Annotated in this window: 15 protein-coding genes; 4 read left to right on the top strand and 11 right to left on the bottom strand. The window is 75.0% G+C overall.

Annotated features, from left to right (window positions below):
• Positions 1-23 precede the first annotated feature (23 nt).
• The 6 genes from FGI33_RS09270 to FGI33_RS09295 all read right to left on the bottom strand — a co-directional run bounded on the left by FGI33_RS09270 (position 24) and on the right by FGI33_RS09295 (position 10724).
• Positions 24-1265 carry a glycosyltransferase gene (locus FGI33_RS09270; RefSeq protein WP_119433966.1) on the bottom strand — a complete coding sequence of 414 codons (1242 nt, stop codon included), beginning with the start codon at positions 1263-1265 and terminating at the stop codon, positions 24-26.
• Positions 1262-2068 carry a CDP-alcohol phosphatidyltransferase family protein gene (locus tag FGI33_RS09275; RefSeq protein WP_119433965.1) on the bottom strand — a complete coding sequence of 269 codons (807 nt, stop codon included), beginning with the start codon at positions 2066-2068 and terminating at the stop codon, positions 1262-1264. The genes FGI33_RS09270 and FGI33_RS09275 overlap by 4 nt, the downstream gene beginning before the upstream one ends.
• The gene (locus tag FGI33_RS09280) at positions 2065-3297 is read right to left on the bottom strand and encodes a DUF1972 domain-containing protein (RefSeq protein ID WP_119433964.1); all 1233 of its coding nucleotides are present in this window, start codon (positions 3295-3297) and stop codon (positions 2065-2067) included. Before FGI33_RS09280 ends, FGI33_RS09275 begins: the two co-directional genes overlap by 4 nt.
• Before the next feature lie 2 nt (positions 3298-3299).
• A complete protein-coding gene (locus FGI33_RS09285) occupies positions 3300-4844 on the bottom strand; it encodes a sugar transferase (protein ID WP_182623263.1) in 1545 nt (514 codons plus the stop codon).
• A 345-nt stretch (positions 4845-5189) separates the two neighbouring features.
• Entirely contained in the window at positions 5190-7808 is a 2619-nt protein-coding gene (locus FGI33_RS09290) for a right-handed parallel beta-helix repeat-containing protein (protein WP_237581731.1), read from the bottom strand.
• Between the two features lie 285 nt (positions 7809-8093).
• Entirely contained in the window at positions 8094-10724 is a 2631-nt protein-coding gene (locus tag FGI33_RS09295) for a right-handed parallel beta-helix repeat-containing protein (RefSeq protein ID WP_119435014.1), read from the bottom strand.
• 376 nt (positions 10725-11100) lie between these two features.
• Between FGI33_RS09295 and FGI33_RS09300 the strand changes: the two genes are divergently transcribed.
• The gene (locus FGI33_RS09300; RefSeq protein ID WP_194674563.1) at positions 11101-11598 is read left to right on the top strand and encodes an FAD synthase family protein; all 498 of its coding nucleotides are present in this window, start codon (positions 11101-11103) and stop codon (positions 11596-11598) included.
• A gap of 71 nt (positions 11599-11669) precedes the next feature.
• Here the strand turns inward: FGI33_RS09300 and pip are convergent, their stop codons facing one another.
• Positions 11670-12638 (bottom strand): prolyl aminopeptidase, encoded by a 969-nt coding sequence (gene pip / locus FGI33_RS09305; RefSeq protein WP_119435113.1) that lies wholly within the window; start codon positions 12636-12638, stop codon positions 11670-11672.
• 114 nt (positions 12639-12752) lie between these two features.
• Between pip and FGI33_RS09310 the strand changes: the two genes are divergently transcribed.
• Together FGI33_RS09310 and FGI33_RS09315 are read left to right on the top strand one after the other, a co-directional pair.
• Positions 12753-13544: an SGNH/GDSL hydrolase family protein gene (locus FGI33_RS09310; protein ID WP_119435112.1), complete on the top strand. Its 792-nt coding sequence runs from the start codon at positions 12753-12755 to the stop codon at positions 13542-13544.
• A 25-nt stretch (positions 13545-13569) separates the two neighbouring features.
• Entirely contained in the window at positions 13570-14181 is a 612-nt protein-coding gene (locus tag FGI33_RS09315; RefSeq protein WP_119435111.1) for a DUF1349 domain-containing protein, read from the top strand.
• A 5-nt stretch (positions 14182-14186) separates the two neighbouring features.
• Here FGI33_RS09315 and FGI33_RS09320 read toward each other — a convergent pair whose 3' ends face one another.
• Complete coding sequence (locus tag FGI33_RS09320) at positions 14187-14978, bottom strand: DeoR/GlpR family DNA-binding transcription regulator (protein ID WP_119435110.1); 792 nt, start codon at positions 14976-14978, stop codon at positions 14187-14189.
• Between the two features lie 30 nt (positions 14979-15008).
• On the opposite strand from FGI33_RS09320, the gene FGI33_RS09325 reads away from it, so the two are divergent.
• Positions 15009-16235 (top strand): MFS transporter, encoded by a 1227-nt coding sequence (locus FGI33_RS09325; RefSeq protein WP_237581733.1) that lies wholly within the window; start codon positions 15009-15011, stop codon positions 16233-16235.
• A 40-nt stretch (positions 16236-16275) separates the two neighbouring features.
• Here FGI33_RS09325 and FGI33_RS09330 read toward each other — a convergent pair whose 3' ends face one another.
• From FGI33_RS09330 to FGI33_RS09340, 3 genes are all read right to left on the bottom strand, one after another.
• Positions 16276-18501 carry an acyl-CoA dehydrogenase family protein gene (locus tag FGI33_RS09330; protein WP_237581734.1) on the bottom strand — a complete coding sequence of 742 codons (2226 nt, stop codon included), beginning with the start codon at positions 18499-18501 and terminating at the stop codon, positions 16276-16278.
• A gap of 190 nt (positions 18502-18691) precedes the next feature.
• Positions 18692-20191, bottom strand: a complete 1500-nt coding sequence (locus FGI33_RS09335) for an aldehyde dehydrogenase family protein (protein ID WP_237581736.1) — start codon at positions 20189-20191, stop codon at positions 18692-18694.
• A 26-nt stretch (positions 20192-20217) separates the two neighbouring features.
• Complete coding sequence (locus FGI33_RS09340) at positions 20218-21219, bottom strand: proline racemase family protein (protein ID WP_119434713.1); 1002 nt, start codon at positions 21217-21219, stop codon at positions 20218-20220.
• Between the last annotated feature and the right edge of the window lie 7 nt (positions 21220-21226).

Consider the following 21226-nt stretch of genomic DNA (forward strand, 5'->3'; position numbering starts at 1 on the left):
AGCGGGTGAGGGAGTGCCGGTGGTCAGCGGTCGCTGGCCGGTCGGGGGCTGCCGGTGCGCGTCGTGGCGCGGAGCATCGTGCCCACCGACCGCGCGATGCGCTGCCGGTAGAGCTCGGGTCCGTGCCGGTGCTCGGCGCGGAAGCGGTCGCGCGCGGCCCGGGCGCGGTAGGCGTCCCAGTCCGTCGCGATGTCCTGGAGGGCGTCCGCGAGGGCGGCGGGATCCGAGGGCGGCACCAGCTGCGCCGACTCGTATCCGCCCGCGGCCTCGCGGAGGCCGGAGGTGTCGCTGACCACCACGGGCCGCGCGGCCAGCAGCGCCTCGACGGCGGTGTTGCCGAACGGCTCGTCCACCCGGGAGGGCACGACGCACGCGTCGGCGGCGGCCACGAACGGGGTGACGTCGGCGTGGAAGCCGTGCATCGTGATCCGCTCCTCGAGGCCCAGCACGCGGATCGTCGTGCGCAGCTGCTCCTCGTAGGCCTCGTAGCCGGGGAAGACGGCGCCCACGATGTCGAGGGTCGCCAGGGCGCCGCGGTCGCGGAGCTCGACGATGGCCTCGACCGCGACGTCCACGCCCTTGCGGTCGGAGAGGCGGCCGACGTAGAGGACCCGGAGGCCGCCGTCGAGCGCCTCGCGCGCGGGGACGACCGCGGCGGGGCCGGGCACGCCGTTGTAGACGACCTCGGCGCGGCGCGCGACCCGCGGGAGGGCGCGGGCGAGCACGTCGACGCTGTAGCGGCTGTTCGCGACGACGCTCGTGGCGAGCGCGAGCGGCAGGGCGAGCGCGGTGCCGACGGCGCGCGACGCGGATCCCTCCGCCTCGTGCACGTGGGCGAGGACCGGGCGGCCGGCGAGGCGGCCGACGAGGATCCAGAGCGGGATCGTCACGGTGTTGACGTAGACGGCGTCCGGGCGCTCGCGGCGCACGAGCCCGAGGCCCGCCGACAGGCCGCGGACGGACTGACCGACGAGGGCCGCGAAGCCGCGCGGGCGCAGCATCGACTTCCGGAGGACCGGGGTGGGCGTGTGCTGCACGCTCGCGCCGACGCCCGTGAGCGCGGCGACGAGCGGGCCGTCGGAGGGCAGGGTCACGACCGTGCGGGCGCCGGCGGCCACGAGGCCCGCGACGCTCTCGAGCAGCACGCGGTCGGATCCGTAGAGCTCGGCGCTCGGGTGCGCGACGAGGATCGTGCGGCCGCGGAGGTCCGCGCCCTCGTCGTCGGCCCGGGCGATCGCCTGCTCCGTGCCGGCGAACGCGGTCACGCGGTCACCCGCGCGGAGCCGGCGGCGGCCTCGGCGCGGCGCGCGTCGAGCGCGCCCATGTCACGGAACCACTTGACCGACGCGAGCGCGAGGTGGCCGGCGTTGGCGAGCATCATCAGCGTGTACACCGCGAGGAAGACGACGGGGGCGCCGAGCAGCGCGAACACGATGCAGAGGAAGCCGTAGTCGGTGGGGATCACGAGCAGCGAGCGCAGGAGCGTCGAGCGGCCGGCCTCGGGCGCGGAGGCGCCGGTGACCTGGTGCACGCGCTTCAGCTGGTCGTTGAGGATCATCGCGAAGAAGCTCGCGGCAGCGACGATCGCGTAGGCGACGGGCACGAGCAGCCACGCGTCGGAGTCCGTGGCGGGCCAGCGGAACATCGACACGAGCACCGCGAGGTGCAGGGACGAGATCTTGATGCAGTCGACGACGTGGTCGAGCCACTCGCCCGAGAGCGAGCCGCCGCCGCGGAGGCGCGCGACCTGGCCGTCGGCCGAGTCGAACGCGTAGCCGACCGCGAGCAGCAGCCACACGGCGATGCCGAGCCAGGCGGCGGGCTGCACGAGCGCGATGAGGGCGATCCCGGTGAACGTGAAGGCGGCGCTGATCGCGGTCACCTGGTTCGGGGTCAGCCCCGCGCGGTAGGCCCACGCGGCGAGCAGCCGGCCGGCCGGCCGGTTCACGCGGATCGAGTACGCGGGCGCGCCGCGGGCGGCCTTCTTCTGCGCGGAGGCCAGGCGGCGGACGACGTCGAGGTACGACTCGTCGCGCGCGGGCGCCGTGGTGCCGGTCGCGGCGGTCATCGGCTCTCCTCGAGGAGGAAGGAGGTGCGGCCGGCGTCGCTCGGACGGAGCTCCGGCTCCCAGCGGGTGGCCGAGCGGACGCCGCGGCTCATGCCGTGCGTGGAGTAGCCGCGCGTCATGCGCGCCGCGAGCTCCTCGTAGCCGTCGGCGATGGCGTCCCAGTCGTAGGTCTCCTCGGCGCGCTCCTGCAGGCGGCGGCCGATCGCGACGGCCTCCTCGGCGTTCGCCTCCGCGCCCTCGACGAGCGCGGCGACGCCGGCGGCGTCCGACCAGAAGCGGCCGTCCTCGCCGAGCACGTCGCGGTTGAAGACGTTGTCGTTGGCGAGCGTCGCGGTCGCGGCGCCCATGGCGCGCAGCAGCGACGGGTTGGTGCCGCCGACCGAGTGGCCGTGGATGTAGGTGAGCGCGTGGGCGTAGAGCTGGTCGAGCTGCTCCTGGTCCCACACCCCGCCGAGGCGCTGGATGCGCGGGTCGGCGGTGGCGACCTGCTCGATGCGGTCGGTGTACGCGGCGGAGTACGGCGCGGATCCGACGACGACGAGCGGCAGGGTCGCGTTCGACGCGGTGTACCCGTCGACGATGACGTCGACGTGGTTCTCCGGCTCGAAGCGCGCGACGACGAGGTGGTACTGGCCGGGCTCGAGGCCGAGCTCGGCGAGGCGGTCGCTCGCGGGGTCGCGCAGGATGTTGGCGCCGTAGGTGAGCAGCTCCGTGGGGATCCCGAACTCGTGGTCGTAGTAGTCGGCGATGCCCTGGGCGTCCGAGATGAGCGCGTCGGCGTTCTTCACGGCCATCTGCTCCGCGATCCGGTAGTACTTCTTGCCCATGCGGCCCCACTTGCCGCGCTTCCACTCGAGGCCGTCCACGTGCACGGCCGTGGCCACGCCGCGCGAGCGGATGAGGGGGACGAACGGCGCGTTGGCGGCGTTGAAGACGAAGGCCGCGTCCTGGCGCTTGCCGAGGGCCAGGTGGATCGCGGACAGCGCCGTGTGGCTGAGGGTCTCGATCGACTTGGTCTTGAGCGCGGGCAGGTGCACGAGCGTCATGCCGAGGTGGGTGCGCGGGCGCGCGCGGTTCGCCGAGCGGCAGTAGACGGTGACGTCGTGGCCGCGGGCGGCGAGGCGCTGCCCGATCTCCTCGATGGCGGTCTCGAATCCGCCGTACGCGGCGGGGACCCCCCGGGTCCCGACCATGGCGATGCGGAGTCGACGCGGTTCGATAGCAGACATTGTTAGTAGGCCCCCACGGGTCGGGTGAGCACACGGAAGGTGCGCCACATGATCATCACGTCGCCGGTCAGGGACCAGTTCTCGACGTAGTACAGGTCGAGCCGGACGCTCTCGTCCCAGCTCAGGTCGCTCCGGCCGTTCACCTGCCACATGCCCGTGAGGCCGGGCTTGATGAACAGACGGCGGTGCACGTGGCTCTCGTAGCCCTGCACCTCGCGGCGCAGCGGCGGGCGCGGGCCCACCAGGCTCATGTCGCCGACGAGGATGTTCCACAGCTGCGGCAGCTCGTCGAGCGAGTAGCGGCGGAGCACGGTGCCCACGCGGGTCACGCGCGGGTCGCTCCGCATCTTGAAGAGCGGCCCGGATCCCTCGTTCGCGGCGGCGAGCGCCTCGAGCTCGGCCTCGGCGGTCACCCGCATCGAGCGGAACTTGAGCATGTGGAACTCCTGGCCGGACTTCCCCACGCGCTCCTGGCGGAAGATGGCGCCGCCGGGGCTGTCGATGCGCACGATGCACGCGATGACGAGCATCACGGGCGCGAGCACCACGAGCGCGAGGCCGGCCACCGCGATGTCGAGGGCCCGCTTCATCACGTGCTTGCCGCCCTCGAACTGCGGGATCTCCACGTGGATGAGCGGGAGGCCCTCGACCGGGCGGAAGTGGATCCGGGGGCCGGCGACGTCCGTGAGGCGCGACGCGAGCACCAGCTCGATCGACGAGCCCTCGAGCTCCCAGCCGAGCGTGCGGACGGCGTTGCTGCCGGCGCGCGGCTGGCTGGCGACGATGACGGCGTCGGCGGCGGTGCGGGCGGCGGCCGCCGCGACGGATCCGAGGTCGGAGACGACGGGGATCGTGCGCCCGGCGACCTCGAGGCCCTCGAGGTGCTCGTCGATCGCGACGCCCACCACCGTGTAGCCGGAGGCGGGACGCAGCAGGATCTGCGCGGCCACGTCCTCGACGTCGGCGCGGGCGCCCACGACCACGACGCGGGAGAGGTGCGCGCCCTGCAGCCGGCGGCGGATGAGCCACTGGCGCCAGCTCCAGCGGGCGAGGAGCAGGGCGACCACGCCGAGCGGGAAGGCGATCACGACGTAGCCGCGGGCGATGTCGACCTTGAGGAGCAGGAAGCCGATCGCGAGCGCGCCGAACGTGATGGCCGACGCGTTGACGACCCGCTTGTACTCGGAGACGCCGACCCCGACGATGCGGGCGTCACGGGTGCGGAAGGCGCCGAGGACGGCGATCCAGGCGGCCACGACGATCACCGAGACGACGCCGTAGTCGAGCTGCAGCGAGCCGGCGTCGACCGCCGCGTCCCCCGTGCCGAAGCGCGTGAGCTGGGCGACGAGGACGGTCGCGATGATGATCGCGTAGTCGCTCGCGATGAGGCGGGTGCGGTAGTCGCGGGCCCAGCGGCGGCCCGAGGGGACGACGGGGGTGGCCGCCGCGACGCCGGATCCGATGATCGGGCGGTGCGCGGAGCGGCGCTCGGTGCGCAGGCGGGTGCGCTCGTCCCGGGTCGCGGGACGGTTCCTCGTGGTGCTCATCGCGTGCCGTGCAGCGCGTCGAGCGGTCGCGGGATGTCGGAGGGGCGGGTGGGCGCGTTCGGGCGCGGACGGCGGGTACTGTCCTGCGCCGATGACGGGTTCATCGGGTGTGTGCCTGCGTTTCGGGTTACAGGTGGGTGGTGCGGGGTGCGACGCGGTCCGGGAAGACCTCGTCCGGTTCACGGCTCGGGGACGGACGGGCTGGGTGGGCCTCGTCCGAGAGCGTCCATCGCGGGTACGACGGGTGAACACCGGGTGGTGACGGTGGCAATGCTAAACGCTCCCTGTGCCCCGTCGCCCCTCCCCCTTCGGGGGACGGACGCCCCCCGGCCCCGTCGGCCGCCCTCACCCGGCCGACGCGCCGAGCACGCGGGCGCCGGTCGCCACCCCCCGGAGCGCCGCCACCGCGGCGGGCACCCCCACCGCGACGGTCGCCTGCCGGCCCGCGATCTCGTCGGTCAGCCGCCAGCCGGATCCGAGCGCCGTCCGCCCGACGACGTCGAGGCTCGTGCGGTCGTTCCCCGTCGCTCCGGCGAACGCCCCGATCGTGTCGTAGACGGCCGGATCCCCGGGACCGCGCGCCCACACGATCGCCCACCGGGGGCTCGCCGCCTGGTCGCGCTGGTAGACGTTGCCGGATGTCGTGATCCCCATCTGCGTCGCGGAGCGCTCGTGCGAGTGGTCCTCCACGGCGAGCAGCGCGTTGCCGGTGCTGCCCTGCATCACGTTGTCCGCCACCTGGATGTCGGTGACGATCCACGTGACCGTCGGGTCCGGCAGCTGCTGCCGGGGGTCGTGCCCGGCCTCCCCCAGGTTCGCCGCGCGCCGGGTGCCCTGCGCGATGTCGACGTCCCGCCTGTTGCCCGAGAAGGTGTTGGCCCACACCTGCGCGTGGCCGGAGTCGTCGATCCAGAGACCCGCGGCGCCGTTGCCCGCGGAGACGACGTCCACGAACGCGAGCTGGGCCGACAGCTCGAAGACGACGCCGTTGCCCGTGTTCGCCAGCACGTCGCTCCCCGCCACCGTCGCGTCGAACACCGACTCGTCGAACCAGAGGCCGTTCCCGTCGTTGCGGAGGAACGCGCTGTCGGTCACGTCCACGTCGCGGCTGCGGGTGATCTTGAACCCGCCCGAGACGGGTGCCCGGTTGAAGCCCTCCGCGTTGTCGTCCGCGACGAGGAGCTGGGAGGCGCGGAGCCGGTCGGCGTAGTTCGCGTGGATCCCGAGCATGCCGTTGCGCGCCGAGGTCACCGCGCGCAGGGTCGCGTCCGTCGCCTGCACGGAGAGGCCCGTGGTCGCGTTGTCGGTGATCGCGACGTCGGCGATGGTCACGTCCCTGCCGCTGACGACGACCGCGCCCATGTCGGGGACCGACGGCGCGTACCGGCGGATGCCGATGCCGCGCACGGTGCTGCCGTCGCCGCGCACGGCGAGGGCGCTGACGCGGTCGCTGGCGCGCACGGTCCGGCCGCCCGGATCCGAGCCGAGGTAGAGGCGGTCGGCGGTGGTGTCGACGAAGAACGTGCCCGCGGTCACCTGGGCGAGCGAGGCGACCTGCCGCTGCGCCGCCTGGCCGATCCAGACCTGGTCGGGGTGCGCGGCCATCGGCCGGGCCGGGCTCACGAACGCCCAGCCCTCCCGCGTGCCGTCGGGCGCGCCGCGCGTGTAGGTGGGGCTCGCGTCGAAGGCGACGTCCCAGCCGGAGGCGTAGCGGGTGGATCCGGATGCGGTCCACGACGTCAGCGTGCGGCTGCCGTCGAGCCAGACCGCCTCGCCCGGGTACGACTGCAGCGTGAGCGCCTTGCCCGCGGGCATCACGACGGTCTCGTGGTACGTGCCGGCGCGGACGACGACGGTGCGTCCCGACGGCGCCGCGTCGACCCCCCTCTGGATGCTCCGGTACGGGGACGCCTTCGTGCCGGCGCCGCCGTCCGAGCCGGTGGGCGACACGTAGACGCCGTCGGCGGGCGCCGGGTAGGTCGCGGTGCCGACCGCGGCGGAGCCGGATCCCGTGCCGGGCCGGGCGTCGCCGCGGGGCACGGCCTGCTCCGGGTCCGCGGAGGTCGGCGCGGGAGCGGTCGGGGTGGGCGTCGGGGTCGGCGTGGCGGTCGGCGTGGGCGTGGGGGCCGGCGTGGGCGTCGGCGTGGGCGTCGGGGTCGGCGTCGGCGTCGCTCCCGCCCGCGTCAGCGGCCGCACCGCCAGGTCGTCGAACGCGAGCGCCTGCGGGCGCGACGACGACGAGAGGTACGACCAGACGCGGGTCGCGGATCCGGCGGTCAGCCGCGCGGCGCTCGCGTCCCACGCGGCGACCTGCCAGGCGGGCACGGCCTGCCCCACCCGCCAGGCGCGCGCGTCGACGGCCACCGGCGAGGATCCGGAGACGCGGGTCTGGATGCCCAGCACCTGCCCGGGCACGAGCCCGCGCGCCACGACGACCTCGGCGGCGATCGTGGTCTGCGCCGCCGTGGATCCGTTCACCCGCACGACCGAGAGCCACGCGTCCCCCGCCGGGTCGACGCGCACGCTCGCCTGGTAGTACGACGACCCGGTCGCCCGCTGCTGGAGGCCCGCGTGGACGCCGCCGCCGACGGCCGGGATGCGCGGCAGCATCACGCGCATGGTGGCCTCGGCGTCCGCCGAGACCGCGCCCGGCACGCTCGCCGTCAGGGACGTCCCCGCCTTCGGCAGGTCGACGACGCCCTGCGTGCCGTTGACCCGGAACGCCGACGGCAGGTCGTACCCGTAGGCCGCGGCGCCGGCGGCCGTGCCCCAGCCGCCGGTCGCGCTGCGGGTGAACGCGTCCGAGAAGACGGCGGCGCCGGCGACGAGGTCCTGGCCGGTCGCGGCCGACGCGGGACCCGCGGCGACGAGCGCGGCGGGGAGGACGAGCCCGGCCGCGACGGCCAGGGCGATCGCGTGCCGGCGGCGGACCGGGGGACGGGAGGTGCGGGACGTGCCGTTCATGGGACGGTCCTTGCGTGTGCGCGGCGGCGGATGGCGGTGGATGCCCGTCCGGGGACGGGCTCGTGGGTGCGATCCCAGGCTCCGTCTCCGCCGTCCGCCGCTCGTCGCGCAGGGGCCAGTAGTCGTACTCATCCGCCGCGCCGCCGCACTGGTTCGCGCCCTGACGCCGCCGCCCCGGCCACCGGCGCCCCTACCGGCGGGCACCGCGACGGACGCGGTGACGCCGCGTACGCCAGGACGGGCCGACCCCCGAGGGGATCGGCCCGTCCTTTCGTGCGCGCGGGGTCAGCCCACGTCGGCCCCGAGCTCGCGCGCGCCGGTCAGCCAGCCGAGCAGGCCCGCAACAGCGCCGATGAGCGGCACGGCCACCTGGGTCTCGACGCGACGGACCTCGTCGGTCAGCCGGAAGCCGGATCCCACGACGGGGCGTCCGTCGATCGCGAGCGAGGTGCGGTCGTTGCCGGTCGCGGCGCTGAACGCCTGCACGGATCCGTAGACGGCCGGGTCGCCGGCGCCGCGGGACCAGATCACGGCCCAGCCCGGGCGGTTCCCCGCGTCGCGCTGGTACACGTTGCCGGAGGTCGTGATCCCCATCTGCCCGGCCGAGCGCTGGTGCGAGTGGTCCTCGACGGCCAGCAGGGCGTTGCCGGTGGATCCCTGCATCACGTTGTTCGCGATGTCGATGTCGGTCACCACCCACGTCACGGTGGGGTCCGGCAGCTTCTGGCGCGGATCGTGGCCGGGCGTCGAGAGGTTCGACGCGCGTCGCGTGCCCTGCGAGATGTCGACGTTGCGGTCGTTGGCGACGAACGTGTTGTTCCAGATGTCCACGTGGCCGGTGTCGTCGATCCAGACGCCCTCCTCGCCGTTGCGGGCCACCACGTTGTCCACGATGGCGATCTGGGCCGACAGCTCGAAGGCGATGCCCGATCCCGCGTTGTCCATCACGTCGTCGCCCGTGACGTTCGCGTCGTACACGGACTCGTCGAACCACAGGCCGTTGCCGGCGTTGCGGAGGATCGCGCTGTCCTTCACGTCCACGTCGCGGCTGCGGGTGATCTTGAACCCGCCGGACACGGGCGCCCGGTTGAAGCGCTCCGTGTTGTTGTCGGCCACCAGGAGGCGCGTGGCGCGCAGCCCGTCGGCGTAGTTCGCGTGCATCCCGAGCATGCCGTTGCGGGCCACGGTGAGCGCGGTCGCCTTCGCGCCGGTCGCCGTGATGGAGATGCCCGTGGTGGCGTTGTCGGTGATCACGAGGTTCTCGACCGTGACGTTCCTGGCCTGCACGACGACGGCGCCGAGGTCCGGCACCGAGGGCGCGTACCGGCGGATGCCGATGCCCCGCACCGTGCTGCCGTCGCCGCGGACACTGAGCGCCTGCACGAGGTCGCTCGAGCGCACGGTCTGGCTGCCCGGGTCGGATCCGAGGTAGAGGCGGTCCGCGGCGGTGTCGACGAAGAACGTGCCGGCGACGAGCTGGGCCCGCGAGGCGACCTGCTTCTGGGCGGTCTGGCCGATCCAGACCTGGTCGGGGTGCGCGGCCATCGGGTACGCGGGGTTCACGAACTGCCAGCCGGTCGCGGTGCCGTCGGGCTTGCCGCGCGTGTAGGTGGGGCTCGCGTCGAACGCGACGGTCCAGCCGCTCGCGTAGCGGGTGGACCCGGAGGCCGTCCAGGACGAGACCTGGCGGCTGCCGTCGAGCCACACGGCCTCGCCCGGGTACGACTGGAGCGTGAGGGCCTTGCCCTGCGGCATCACCACCGACTCGTGGTACGTGCCGGCGCGGACGACGACGGTGCGCCCGGCGGGGGCGGCGTCGACGGCCTTCTGGATGGTGGCGTACGGGGACGACTTGGAGCCGGATCCGCCGTTCGAGCCGGTCGGCGCGACGTACACCGCGTCGGACGGGACGCCGTAGGAGGTGGATCCGACGGGCGCGGAGCCGGAGCCCGTGCGCGCGTCGCCGAGGGAGACGCCCTGCTCGGCGTCGGACGAGCCCGAGCCGGAACCGGTGCCGGGTGCCGGGGCGGGCGCGGGAGCCGGGGTCGTCGGCGCCGGCGTCGGGGTCGGCGCGGGGGCCGCGGCCTGCGCCGTCAGCGGTCGGATCGCCACGTCGTCGAACGCGACGGCCTGCGGCCCGGAGGACTTCGAGAGGTACGACCACAGGCGCGTGCCCGTGCCCGAGGTGAGGCGCGACGCGCTCGTGTCGACGGCCGCGGCCTGCCAGCCGGGGACGGACTGGCCGTCCACCCACGCGCGGGCGTCGATCGCGACCGCGGTGGAGCCCGAGACGCGCGACTGGATGTTCACCACGCGGCCGGGCACGACGCCCCGGGCCACGACGGTGTCGCCGACCACGGTGGTCTGCGCCGCGGTGGATCCGGTGACGCGCACGACCGAGAGCCGCGCGTCGCCCGCGCTGTCGACCCGCACGCTCGACTGGTAGTAGGAGGAGCCGGACACGCGCTGCTGGAGCCCGGCGTAGACGCCGTTGCCCTGCGCGGGGACGCGGGGGATCAGCACGCGGACGGTGGTCTCGCTGTCGACGGGAGCGGCGACCGGCACGGCGGCGGACGCGGCGGTGCCGGCCCGGGCGAGGTCGATGACGCCCTGCCCGCCGTTCGCGCGGAACGCCGAGACGCCGTCGTAGGAGTACGCCGCGGAGCCGGCGGCGGTGCCCCAGCCGCCGGTGGCGCTGCGGGTGAAGGAGTCGGAGAAGACGGGGCTGCCCGCGGTGAGGTCCTGCCCGGTCGCGGCGCCCGCGGTCTGCGGGGCGACGAGCGCGGCCGGGACGGCGAGGCCGACGGCGACGGCGATCGCGATCAGGTGGCGGGCGGGCCGGGGGCGGGATGCGGGGGCGACGTGCTTCGGAGTGCGGCGGCGGGTCGATCGACTGGATGGGGTGCGGTGGCGCATGCGGGCGGGTCCTCGCTCGGATCTGTCCGTCAGACAGGCTGGTGAACACCCACCAGACAGGTGGGGTTGAGTGAATGTAACCCAGAAACAGCCTGTTGTGTCCCCCGAAAGGAGGTCATGGCGGGGGCGGGGGTCCCGCGCCCCCTGGATCACCGGCATGCCCCCCCGTTCGGGTATCCCGCTTCCGCGGTCGGCCGGGTCGCCCGTAAGATCGGCGGAGGTCCACCCGCTCCCCGTCGCCCCCACCCAGGGCGGCCGACGTACCCGCGTCGCGGAGCAGGAGGACCCCGCCCGGCGTACCCGCACCGGGCTGCACCCGATCCCGCATCCGCGCGTACCCGCGCCCGGAACGCGGACGACCCGAGACACGTGTGCCATGACCCGAATCGGCTACGCCGCCGGTGCCTTCGACCTCTTCCACGTCGGACACCTCAACATCCTCAAGCACGCCAAGAGCCAGTGCGACTTCCTCATCGCGGGCGTCGTCTCCGACGAGATGCTCGAGCGCAACAAGGGAATCACGCCCGTGGTGCCGCTCGCCGAGCGCCTGGAGATCGTCAGCCACATCAGCTACGTCGACGAGGCCCGCGCGGAGACGCTGCCGGACAAGCTCGACACCTGGCGCGACGTCGGCTTCGACGTCTTCTTCAAAGGCGACGACTGGCGCGGCACCCCGAAGGGCGAGCGCCTGGAGGCCGAGTTCGCGGCCGTCGGCGTGGAGGTCGTGTACTTCCCGTACACGATGCACACCTCCAGCACGCGGCTGCGGCGCGCGCTCGACATCCTGAGCGGCGTCGGCGCGCCCGCGGCGGCCCCCGCCGCGACGCTCGCGCAGCCGGCCGCGCACGGCTCCCCCGCGCTGGTCGGCCGCTAGGCCGCAGCGCCGCCAGGGCGTCAGGGCGTCAGGGCGCCAGCAGGTCGGCGCGCGGACGGGCCGCCGCGCCGCTAGGCCGTCAGCCGGTCCGCCGCGCGCTCGGTCGCCTGGATCAGCGCGTCGAGGATCCCCGGCTCGTCGAAGGCGTGCCCGGCGTCCGGCACCATCGTGAAGCGCGCCTCGGGTAACGCCCGATGCAGGTCCCACGCGGTGACGGCCGGCGTGCACATGTCGTAGCGGCCCTGCACGATCTCCGTGGGGATGTCGCGGATGAGGTGCGCGTCGCGGATCAGCTGGCCGTCCTCCATCCACCCGCCGTGCGTGAAGTAGTGGTTCTCGATGCGCGCGAACGCGAGCGCGTACGTCGGCTCGGCGAAGCGCGCCACCACCTCGGGCTTCGGCAGCAGCGTGATGCCCGACGCCTCCCACGTGGACCACGCCACCGCGGCCGGCCCGTGCACCGCGGGGTCGGGATCCGCGAGCAGCCGCGCGTACGCGTCGATGATCCCGCCGCGCTCCACCCCGGGCACGGGCGCCGTGAACGCCTCCCAGCCGTCGGGGTAGACCATGCCGGCGGGCCCCTCGTAGAACCAGTCGAGCTCGGTCGCGCGCAGCGTGAAGATGCCGCGGAGGATGAGGCCCGTCACGCGCGCCGGGTGCGTCTCGGCGTAGGCGAGCGCGAGGGTCGAGCCCCAGGATCCGCCGAACACCAGCCAGCGCTCGACGCCGAGGTGCTCGCGCAGCCGCTCGAGGTCGGCCACGAGGTGCCAGGTGGTGTTGACGGACAGATCCGCCGAGGGGTCGGAGACGTGCGGCGTGCTCCGGCCGCAGCCGCGCTGGTCGACGAGCACGATGCGGTACCTGGCCGGGTCGAAGAGGCGCCGGTGCGCCGGGCTGGTCCCGCCGCCGGGCCCGCCGTGCAGGAAGACGACGGGGATCCCGTCCGGGTTCCCCGAGACCTCCCAGTGGAGGAGCTGGCCGTCCCCCACGTCGAGCATGCCGGTGTCGTGCGGGTCGATCTCGGGGAAGAGGCTCTGCATGCGTCGAGCCTACGGGCGCCCGGACGCCGTCCACCCCCGGACGGGGTCGGCGCACCGGCCGCCGCCGCGTAGCCTTCCAGGGACCCGACCGCATCCCCCGGAGACGAGGACCCATTGCCCGCCCTGCCCACGAGGCGACCGTCGCCGGGGAGCGTCCCGCGCACGGTCCTGCGGCCGCTGGTGCCCCTCGCCCACGGCGCCGCGATGGCCCTGGCGCGGCCGACGCTGCGCCTGCACCTCCACCTCTACATGCGCGAGATGGAGGCGGGGATCTTCCCGCAGCACGACGACGTCTCCGCGATCGCGGGACCGGATCCCGAGCGCGTCCTGTTCGTCGGCGACATCGGCGTCGCCGGGTACGGCGTGCTCCTCGCCGGGATGGCGATGCCCGCGCAGGTCGCCGCCCGGCGCACCTCGGCGACGGGCCGCGGCATGGAGTGGGAGAGCGTCGCGGCGTACGACATGACCGCGCGGAACGCCGCCGCCGCCATCGCCGACCGGGACGCCGCGCCCCTCGACCTCGCGGTGGTCGCGCTCGGCATCCCCGACGTGCTCGTCGCGACGTCGGTCGAGGAGTGGACCGACCGGCTGACGGGGATCATCGCGAGCATCCGCGCCCAGGCGGGCGACGGCTGCCGCATCGTCGTCACGGGCATCCCGCCGATGGACCGGTTCCAGCCGATCCCGATGGTCGCCCGGAAGCTCCTGCAGGCGCAGGTCGGCCGGCTGAACCGCGCGACGGCCCTGCTCGACGACCCGGGGCGCGGCGTGATCCACGCGCCCTACCCCGACATCTCCGGCACGCGCCTGCACGTCCGCGACCGCTTCTCCTACCGCGTGATGCACGCGCACTGGGCCGAGGCGATCATGCCGTTCCTGGGCGACCCGCAGCCCGTCGCCGACTGACGTCCGGCAGCCGTAGCCTCGTCGCATGAGCGATCTCCCCGCGTCCGCCGCCCCCCTCGCCGACGTCCCCTGGACCGGCGGCACCTGGACCACCGAGCCGGAGGCCGTGCGGATCCACGAAGGGGGGATGGACGTGACCGCGCGCGAGGGCAGCGACGCCTGGCGCATCACCTCGTACGGCTTCGTGCACGACACCGAGCACGCGCTCCTCGCGCCGCTGCCGCAGGGGTCGGCCGTGGAGGTCGCGTTCACGCTCGACCTCCGCGAGCAGTTCGACCAGGCCGGCGTCTTCGTGCGGGTCGACGCGGAGACGTGGACCAAGGCGGGCGTCGAGCGCAGCGACGGCGAGGACGGCCTCGGCGCGGTCGTCACGCGCGGCGTCTCCGACTGGTCGCTCGCCCCGGTGCCGGGCTGGTCGGGCCGCCTCGTCACGATCCGCGCGAGCCGCTCCGGCGACGCCCTCACGGTGCGCGCCCGGGTCGACGACGAGCCATGGCGCCTCGTGCGGGTCGCGCCGCTGGATCCCGACGCCGCCGTGACCGCGGGCCCCTTCTGCTGCGCGCCCACCCGTGCGGGCTTCACGGCCCGCTTCGCGTCGTGGCGCACGGGCCCGGCGGACGCGGCGCTGCACGACTAGGCGCGCTACCGCGGCCGGGCTCCGTCAGCATCCGCGTCCGCGTCCACGAGCACGACCTCGACGCCGGCCTGCCGGGCGTCGTGGAGGAGGGCGATCGGGGCGTCCCGGGTCGTGACGATGGCGTCGAGGTCCGCTATGCCGCCGAAGCGGTGGGCCGCCGTCCGCGCGAACTTGTCGGGCGTGGCCACGAGCACCACCCGGCGGGACGCCGCGAGCGCGGCGCGCTTCACGAGCGCGTCGCCCCAGCCGGCGACGGTGAGCCCGGTGTCAGGATCCGCCGCGCACGCGCCCAGGACGGCGACGTCGAACCGCATCCCCCGCACGGCGTCCACCGCGCTCGCGCCCGTGAAGGCGAGGTCGTCGTGGTCGACGGCGCCGCCGGGGACGATCACCTGGTCCCCGGGCCGGGCGGCGAGCGCCGCGGCGGCGTGCAGGGACAGGGCGAGCGCCGTGATCCCCGTGCCCGCGATCTCGCGCGCCACGGCGAGCGCGGTCGTGCCGTTGTCGATGAGCACGGCGTCACCCGGCCGGATCAGCGTGGCAGCCGCGCGGCCGAGCGCCGCCTTGAGCGACGCGTCCTCGTCCCGCCGGAGGGCGAACGGGTACTCGACGCCGCGCCGGGTGGCCGGCTCGGCCCCGCCGCGGACCCGGCGCAGCGCGCCCTGCTCGGCGAGCTCGACCAGGTCGCGGCGGATGCTGATGGTCGACGCGCCCGTGAGGGTCGCGAGCTCGTCGACCGTGCGGCGGCCGGAGTCGAGCGCGCGGATGATCGTTCGGTGGCGTTCTGATCGTTGCACGTGATCATCCTGGTCCCTAGCGTGACCGCCATGACCCCTCCCACCCCGCCCATGCGGCGCGCGACCGCGGGCGTCGGCCTCGCCTTCGCCAGCAACGGGGCGATCTTCGCCTCCCTCCTGCCCTGGTACCCGCTCCTCTCCGAGCGGCTCGACCTCGGCGCGGCGCAGTTCGGGCTGATCGTCGCGTGCTTCGCCGTCGGGTCCATCGCGTCGTCGGCGCTGCCGGCGCCCCTGATCGCGCGCTTCGGCGCCGTGCCCGTCGCCGTGGTCGGCACGGCGCTCGTCGGCGTCGCGGTCGCCGCGGCGGCCTGGGCCGCCGCCGGGTGGATGCTCGCGCTCGCGCTCCTGGCGGCCGGCTTCCTGGACGCGGTCGTCGACGTCGCCCAGAACGTCGCCGGCATCCGGGTGCAGGACGCCGCGGGGCGCTCGATCCTCTCCTCCATGCACGCGCTGTGGAGCCTGGGGGCCGTGGCGGGCGGCGGGGTCGCGACCCTCGCGGCGGCGGCGGGCGCGGACGTGCGGCTGCACCTCGCGCTGACGGGCGCCGCGTGCCTCGCGCTGGTGCTCCTCGGCGGCCGGCTGATCGGCCCCGCCGCCCGGGCCCCCGGCGACGCGCGCCCGGCGGCATCCGCGGATCCGGCGGCGCCCGTCCGTCGCGGATCCCGCCTCCGTCGCGCGCTCGTGGTCTCGCTGCCCCTCGTGGCCGTGGCGATCTGCGGGACCATGGTCGAGGACGTCGCCAACAACTGGGCCGCGCTCTCGGCCGTGCGGATCGGCGGCCTGCCCGTCGACGTGGCCGGCGTCGCCTTCATCGTCGTGATCGGCAGCCAGTGCGTCGGCCGGTTCACGGGCGACGCGCTCATCCAGCGCACCAGCCGCGCGGCGGTCGCCCGGCTCGGTGGGGCGCTCATCGCGCTCGGCGCGATCCTCGTGGTCAGCACGACGGGTCAGGTCGCCACCTTGCTCGTCGGCCTCGCCCTCGCCGGCTACGGCTCGGCGACGCTCGTGCCGAGCGCCATGAGCGCGGCCGCGGAGATCCCCGGTGTGAGCGCCGGCGCCGGCGTCACCATCGTGAGCTGGCTCATGCGCCTGGGCTTCCTCGTGACCAGCCCGCTGATCGGAGGCCTCGCGGACGCCGTCGACCTCCGGCTGGGCCTCGGCCTCGTGATCGTCGTGGGCGTCGCCGCCGCCCTCCTGGCGGGCGCCCTCGGCGGACGGCGGCCGCACCCGGGCGCGGTGGGGGCGTCAACCCGCTGACCGACGGCCGCGGGACCCGCCAGAAGCGGGCGCTGGCCCCCTACCTCTTCTTCTCGCTCTTCTCCATCCGCGGCGCCGAGCCGTCGGCGATCCGCGCGTCGCGGTAGGCGCGCGCCTCGTCCTGGCGGTCCCTCTCCTGGCCCGAGGCGACCGCCGCGCGGACGTGCGCGGGCGTGTAGCCGAACGCGTCCACGAGGTCCTGCGCGTGCGGGCGGAGGCGGGCGACGAGCCGGTCGATGTAGGCGGTGACCGCGCGGGCGCGGGGCGCGCTGAGGCGGCCGTGGATCAGGAACCAGGCGAGGTCGTCCTCGATGAGGCGGAGGCCGAAGAGGTCGCGGGTCCAGGTGAGGATGCGGCGGGTGCCGTCGTCCATCGCCCGGCCGGTCTCCGACGCGGGGTCCAGCGCCTCGGTGAACGCCTCCCACTGGAGCAGCTGCGCGTGCGCGCGGGCCGCCTCGATGAGCGCGTGCTGGTGCCGGTTGAACAGCGCCGCGGCCTCGGCCGGCGGCATCTTGCGGGTGGCGCGGAGCGCGGTGGCGATCTCGCCGACCATGGCCTCCACGCGGCCCGTCAGGAGCGCGCGCTGCGTGTCCGGCTCGCGGAGCTGGCCGACGGAGCGCGCGGTGGATCCCCGGTCCGCGAGCGCCTGCCCGAGCGTGCGCAGGCCGGTCGAGCGGAGCGTGCGATCCGCGGCCTGCTCAACGGCGTAGCGCGCGAGCACCCCGAAGTCGGCCTTCGCGAACCGTCGGTTGACGTCGGTGAGCAGGCGCTTGGCGACGAGCTGCAGGAGCACGGTGTTGTCGCCCTCGAAGGTCGCGTAGACGTCGAGGTCGGCGCGGAGCCCGACGAGGCGGTTCTCGGCGAGGAATCCCTGGCCGCCGGTCGCCTCGCGCGCCTCCTGGATGGTGTCGAGCGCGTGCCAGGTGCTGAGCGGCTTGAGGGCGGCGGCGAGCGTCTCGAGGTCCTGCCGGTCCTCGTCGGTGTCGGTCTTCCCCGAGAACACCGAGTCGAACTGGCCGAGGAGCTTCTCGTGCGCGAAGGACGCGGCGTAGGTGGTGGCGATGCGCGGGATCAGCCGGCGCTGGTGGCGCTGGTAGTCGAGCAGCACCTCCTCGTCGGTGCCGCCGGCGACGAACTGGCGGCGCTGGTTGCCGTACGTGACGGCGATCTGCAGCGCGATCTTGGCGGCGCTCGTGGCGGCGCCGTCGAGCGAGACGCGGCCCTGCACGAGCGTGCCGAGCATCGTGAAGAAGCGGCGGCCGGGGCTGGCGATCTCCGACGTGTAGGCGCCGTCCTCGGCCACGTCGCCGTAGCGGTTGAGGAGGTTCGCGCGCGGCACGCGCACGTGGTCGAAGTGGAGCCGGCCGTTGTCGATCCCGTTGAGGCCGCCCTTGAGGCCGTCGTCCTCGCCGCCGACGCCGGGCAGGAACGCGCCGGTCGCATCGCGGAGCGGCACGAAGAAGCAGTGCACGCCGTGGTTCACGCCCTGCGTCACGAGCTGCGCGAACACCGTCGCGGCGCGGCCGTCGACCGCCGCGTTGCCGAGGTAGTCCTTCCACGCCGCGCGGAACGGGGTGTGCAGGTCGAACTCCCCGGTCTCGGGGTCGTAGGTCGCGGTCGTACCGATGCTGGCGACGTCGGATCCGTGGCCCGTCTCGGTCATCGCGAAGGCGCCGGGCGTCTCGAGCGTCATGATCCCGGGCAGCAGCTCGCGGTGGTGGCGCTCGGTGCCGAGGTGCATCACCGCGGAGCCGAACAGCCCCCACTGCACGCCCGCCTTGATCTGCAGCGACGGATCCGCGGCCACGAGCTCCTCGAAGCCCGCGATGTTGCCGCCGTGGTCCTCGAGCCCGCCGACGATCCGCGGGAACGCGCGGTGCACGCCGCCGTGCTCGACGAGGATCTTGAGCTGCTCGCTCACGCGCGCCCGGTGCTGGTGCATGTCGAGTCCCTCGACGCGGTGGAGCTCGGGACGGCTGGTGAGCTCACGGGAGGAGCGGCGGACGTCGGCCCAGCGGCCGAGGAGCAGGCGCCCCAGCGCCTCCACGTCGACGCGGGGGCCGGCGTCGGTCCCCGCGTCGCCGTCGGCGCGGTCGAGCTCGCGCGCGACCTCGGCGTCCACGTCGCCCGCGACCGGGACGCCCGCCTCGCGCAGCGCGCCCTCGTGCACCGAGCCCTCCTCGGCCGCGCCGCCCTGCGGGCCCGCGGCGGGGCCTCGTCCCCTCGTGCCGCGGGTGGTGCGTCCTCGTGCCGCCGTGTCGACCATGGATCCTCCGTGCCGTCGCCTGGACCGGCATCCCTGCCGGCACCGGCCACGCTATGCACGGATCCCCCGGCTGCCGAAAATCACGTCGCGGGCCTCCAACGCGCTCCCGCGGCAGGCGGTCGCGCGTTGTGGGAACCCTCAGCGGCGGGCGGCCCGGGAGCCCGGACCGCCCGATCGATCGTGCCGGTCGTCAGGCGCGGGCGCCGCGCGCGCTCACCCGCTGCGGCACGCCCCACGGGTTCGCGGTGCGCAGCGGCTCGGGCAGCAGCGCGTCGGGCACGCCCTGGAACGCGACGCCGCGGAGCAGCCGGTCGAGCGACGCCGTGCCGACGCTCGTGCCGCGGTCGAGCGTGGTGGCGGGCCAGGGTCCGCCGTGCTGCTGCGCGTCGGTGACGGAGACGCCCGTCGGCCAGGCGTCGACGAGCACGCGGCCGGCGCGGGCGGCGAGCACGCGGATCAGCTCGGCCGCGGCCTGGTCGGCCTCTCCCTCGCCGAGGTGGACGCTCGCGGTCAGCTCGCCCGGGAAGGTGCGCGCCGCGAGGGCGGCGAGGTCGGTGCCCGCGGGGTACTCGACGAGGAGCGCGAACGGGCCGAAGACCTCGTGGCGGAGGGCGTCGCCCGCGGCCTCGAAGTCGGCGAGCGCGACGGCGGCGACGGTGGGGGTCACGGATCCGTCGTCGCCGGCGGGCGCGCGGCCCTCCGCGACGAGGCGCACGCCGTCGACCGCGATGGCGGCGGCGCGGCCGCCCGCGTAGCCCTCGGCGATCTTGCGGTTCAGCATCCCGTGCGGGGCGACCGTGCCGGCCTCCTCCGCGAGGACCGCGTCGAGGCCGTGGCCCGCGGGGATCAGCACGATCCCGGGCGCGGTGCAGAGCTGTCCGGCGGATCCGGCCGCGCTGGCCACGAGGGCCGACGCGATGTCCTCCCCGCGCTCGGCGGCGGCGCGCTCGGTGATCACGACGGGGTTGACGCTGCCGAGCTCGCCGAAGAACGGGATCGGGTCGGGGCGGGCTGCGGCGACGTCGGCGAGGAAGCGGCCGGCGCGGAGCGAGCCCGTGAAGGTGGCGGCGCGGATCCGCGGATCGCGCAGCATCGCGAGCCCAGCCTCCTCGCCCTCGACGAGCTGCAGCGTGCCCTCGGGGAGGCCCGCCTCGACGAGCGCGGCGGATGCGGCCGCCGCGACGAGGCGCGACAGCTCGGGGTGGCCGGGGTGGGCCTTCACGACCACCGGGCAGCCGACCGCGAGCGCCGACGCGGTGTCGCCGCCCGCGACGGAGAAGGCGAACGGGAAGTTCGACGCCGCGAAGTTGAGCACCGGGCCGACGGGCACGAGGTACCGGCGGATGTCGGGGCGCGGGGCGGGTGCCGCGTCGGCGTCCGCGTGGTCGATGCGCGCGTCGAGGTAGCGGCCGTCGCGTACGGCGGCCGCGAGGATCCGCAGCTGCACGGTCGTGCGCGTCAGCTCGCCGGCGAGGCGGCCGGGCGCGAGCGCGGTCTCCCGCTCGGCGACGGGCAGCAGCTCGGGGCGGATCGCCTCGAGCGCGTCGGCGACGGCGTCGAGCGCGCGGGCGCGGGCCGCCGGCGCCAGCGCGGCGAGCGGCGCGGCGGCCCGGGCGGCGCGCGCGGCGACGGCGTCCACGGTCGCCTGCGCGGTCGGGTCGGTGGTCGCATCGATCTCGTGCGGGGTCATGTCTCTCCTCGGTGGGGGCTCATCCGTCAGAACCGGAAGCCGCTCGGGAACGGGTCGGTGGGATCCAGCAGGTACTGTCCCATGCCGGTGATCCACGCGCGCCCCGTGATGGCGGGGACGATCGCGGGACGGCCGGCGACGGTCGTCTCGCGGAGAATCCGGCCGGTGAAGCGGCTGCCGATGAACGACTCGTTCACGAAGTCGTCGCCGACCGCCAGCTCGCCGCGCGCCCACAGCTCGGCCATGCGCGCGGACGTGCCGGTGCCGCACGGCGAGCGGTCGAACCAGCCGGGGTGGATCGCCATGGCGTGCCGCGACAGCCGCGCGTCGGATCCGGGCGCCAGGAACTCCACGTGGTGGCAGTGGTCGACCCCGGAGATCTCCGGGTGCGACGGCGCGTCCTGGTCGTTGATCGCGCCCATGATCGCGAGCCCGGCCTGGAGGATCTCCTGCTGCCGCTCGCGGTCGAACGGCAGCCCGAGCGCGTCTAGCTCGACGACGGCGTAGAAGTTGCCCCCGAACGCGAGGCTGTACGGGACGGTGCCGTGGCCCGGCACGTCGATGGAGGCGTCGAGCCGCTCCACGTACGACGGCACGTTCTCGATCGTGACGGACGCGGCGCGTCCGCCATCCACGTCGACGCGCGCGATCACGAGCCCGGCCGGGGTGTCGAGCCGGATCGTGGTGACCGGCTCCTGCACCTCGACGAGCCCGGTCTCCACGAGCACGGTCGCCACGCCGATGGTGCCGTGGCCGCACATCGGCAGGCAGCCGGACACCTCGATGTAGAGGACGCCCCAGTCGCAGTCGTCGCGCGTGGGCGGCTGCAGGATCGCGCCGCTCATCGCCGCGTGCCCGCGCGGCTCGGTCATGAGCAGGAGCCGCAGGTGGTCGAGGTGCTCGATGAGGTGCAGGCGGCGCTCGTTCATGGTGGAGCCGGGGATCACGCCGAACCCGCTCGTGACGACGCGGGTCGGCATGCCCTCGGTGTGCGAGTCGACGGCGTGGAAGACGCGGGAGGACCTCATCCCTCGA

The organism is Clavibacter phaseoli (assembly GCF_021922925.1).
GTDB classification, from domain to species: domain Bacteria; phylum Actinomycetota; class Actinomycetes; order Actinomycetales; family Microbacteriaceae; genus Clavibacter; species Clavibacter phaseoli.

Coding starts and splice junctions, on each gene's coding strand:
- FGI33_RS09340 (WP_119434713.1), bottom strand. CDS start 21,219: ATGAGGTCCTCCCGCGTCTTCCACGCCGTCGACTCGCACACCGAGGGC.
- FGI33_RS09285 (WP_182623263.1), bottom strand. CDS start 4,844: ATGAGCACCACGAGGAACCGTCCCGCGACCCGGGACGAGCGCACCCGC.
- FGI33_RS09275 (WP_119433965.1), bottom strand. CDS start 2,068: ATGACCGCCGCGACCGGCACCACGGCGCCCGCGCGCGACGAGTCGTAC.
- FGI33_RS09300 (WP_194674563.1), top strand. CDS start 11,101: ATGACCCGAATCGGCTACGCCGCCGGTGCCTTCGACCTCTTCCACGTC.
- FGI33_RS09325 (WP_237581733.1), top strand. CDS start 15,009: ATGACCCCTCCCACCCCGCCCATGCGGCGCGCGACCGCGGGCGTCGGC.
- FGI33_RS09335 (WP_237581736.1), bottom strand. CDS start 20,191: ATGACCCCGCACGAGATCGATGCGACCACCGACCCGACCGCGCAGGCG.
- FGI33_RS09315 (WP_119435111.1), top strand. CDS start 13,570: ATGAGCGATCTCCCCGCGTCCGCCGCCCCCCTCGCCGACGTCCCCTGG.
- FGI33_RS09295 (WP_119435014.1), bottom strand. CDS start 10,724: ATGCGCCACCGCACCCCATCCAGTCGATCGACCCGCCGCCGCACTCCG.
- FGI33_RS09280 (WP_119433964.1), bottom strand. CDS start 3,297: ATGTCTGCTATCGAACCGCGTCGACTCCGCATCGCCATGGTCGGGACC.
- pip (WP_119435113.1), bottom strand. CDS start 12,638: ATGCAGAGCCTCTTCCCCGAGATCGACCCGCACGACACCGGCATGCTC.
- FGI33_RS09290 (WP_237581731.1), bottom strand. CDS start 7,808: ATGAACGGCACGTCCCGCACCTCCCGTCCCCCGGTCCGCCGCCGGCAC.
- FGI33_RS09330 (WP_237581734.1), bottom strand. CDS start 18,501: ATGGTCGACACGGCGGCACGAGGACGCACCACCCGCGGCACGAGGGGA.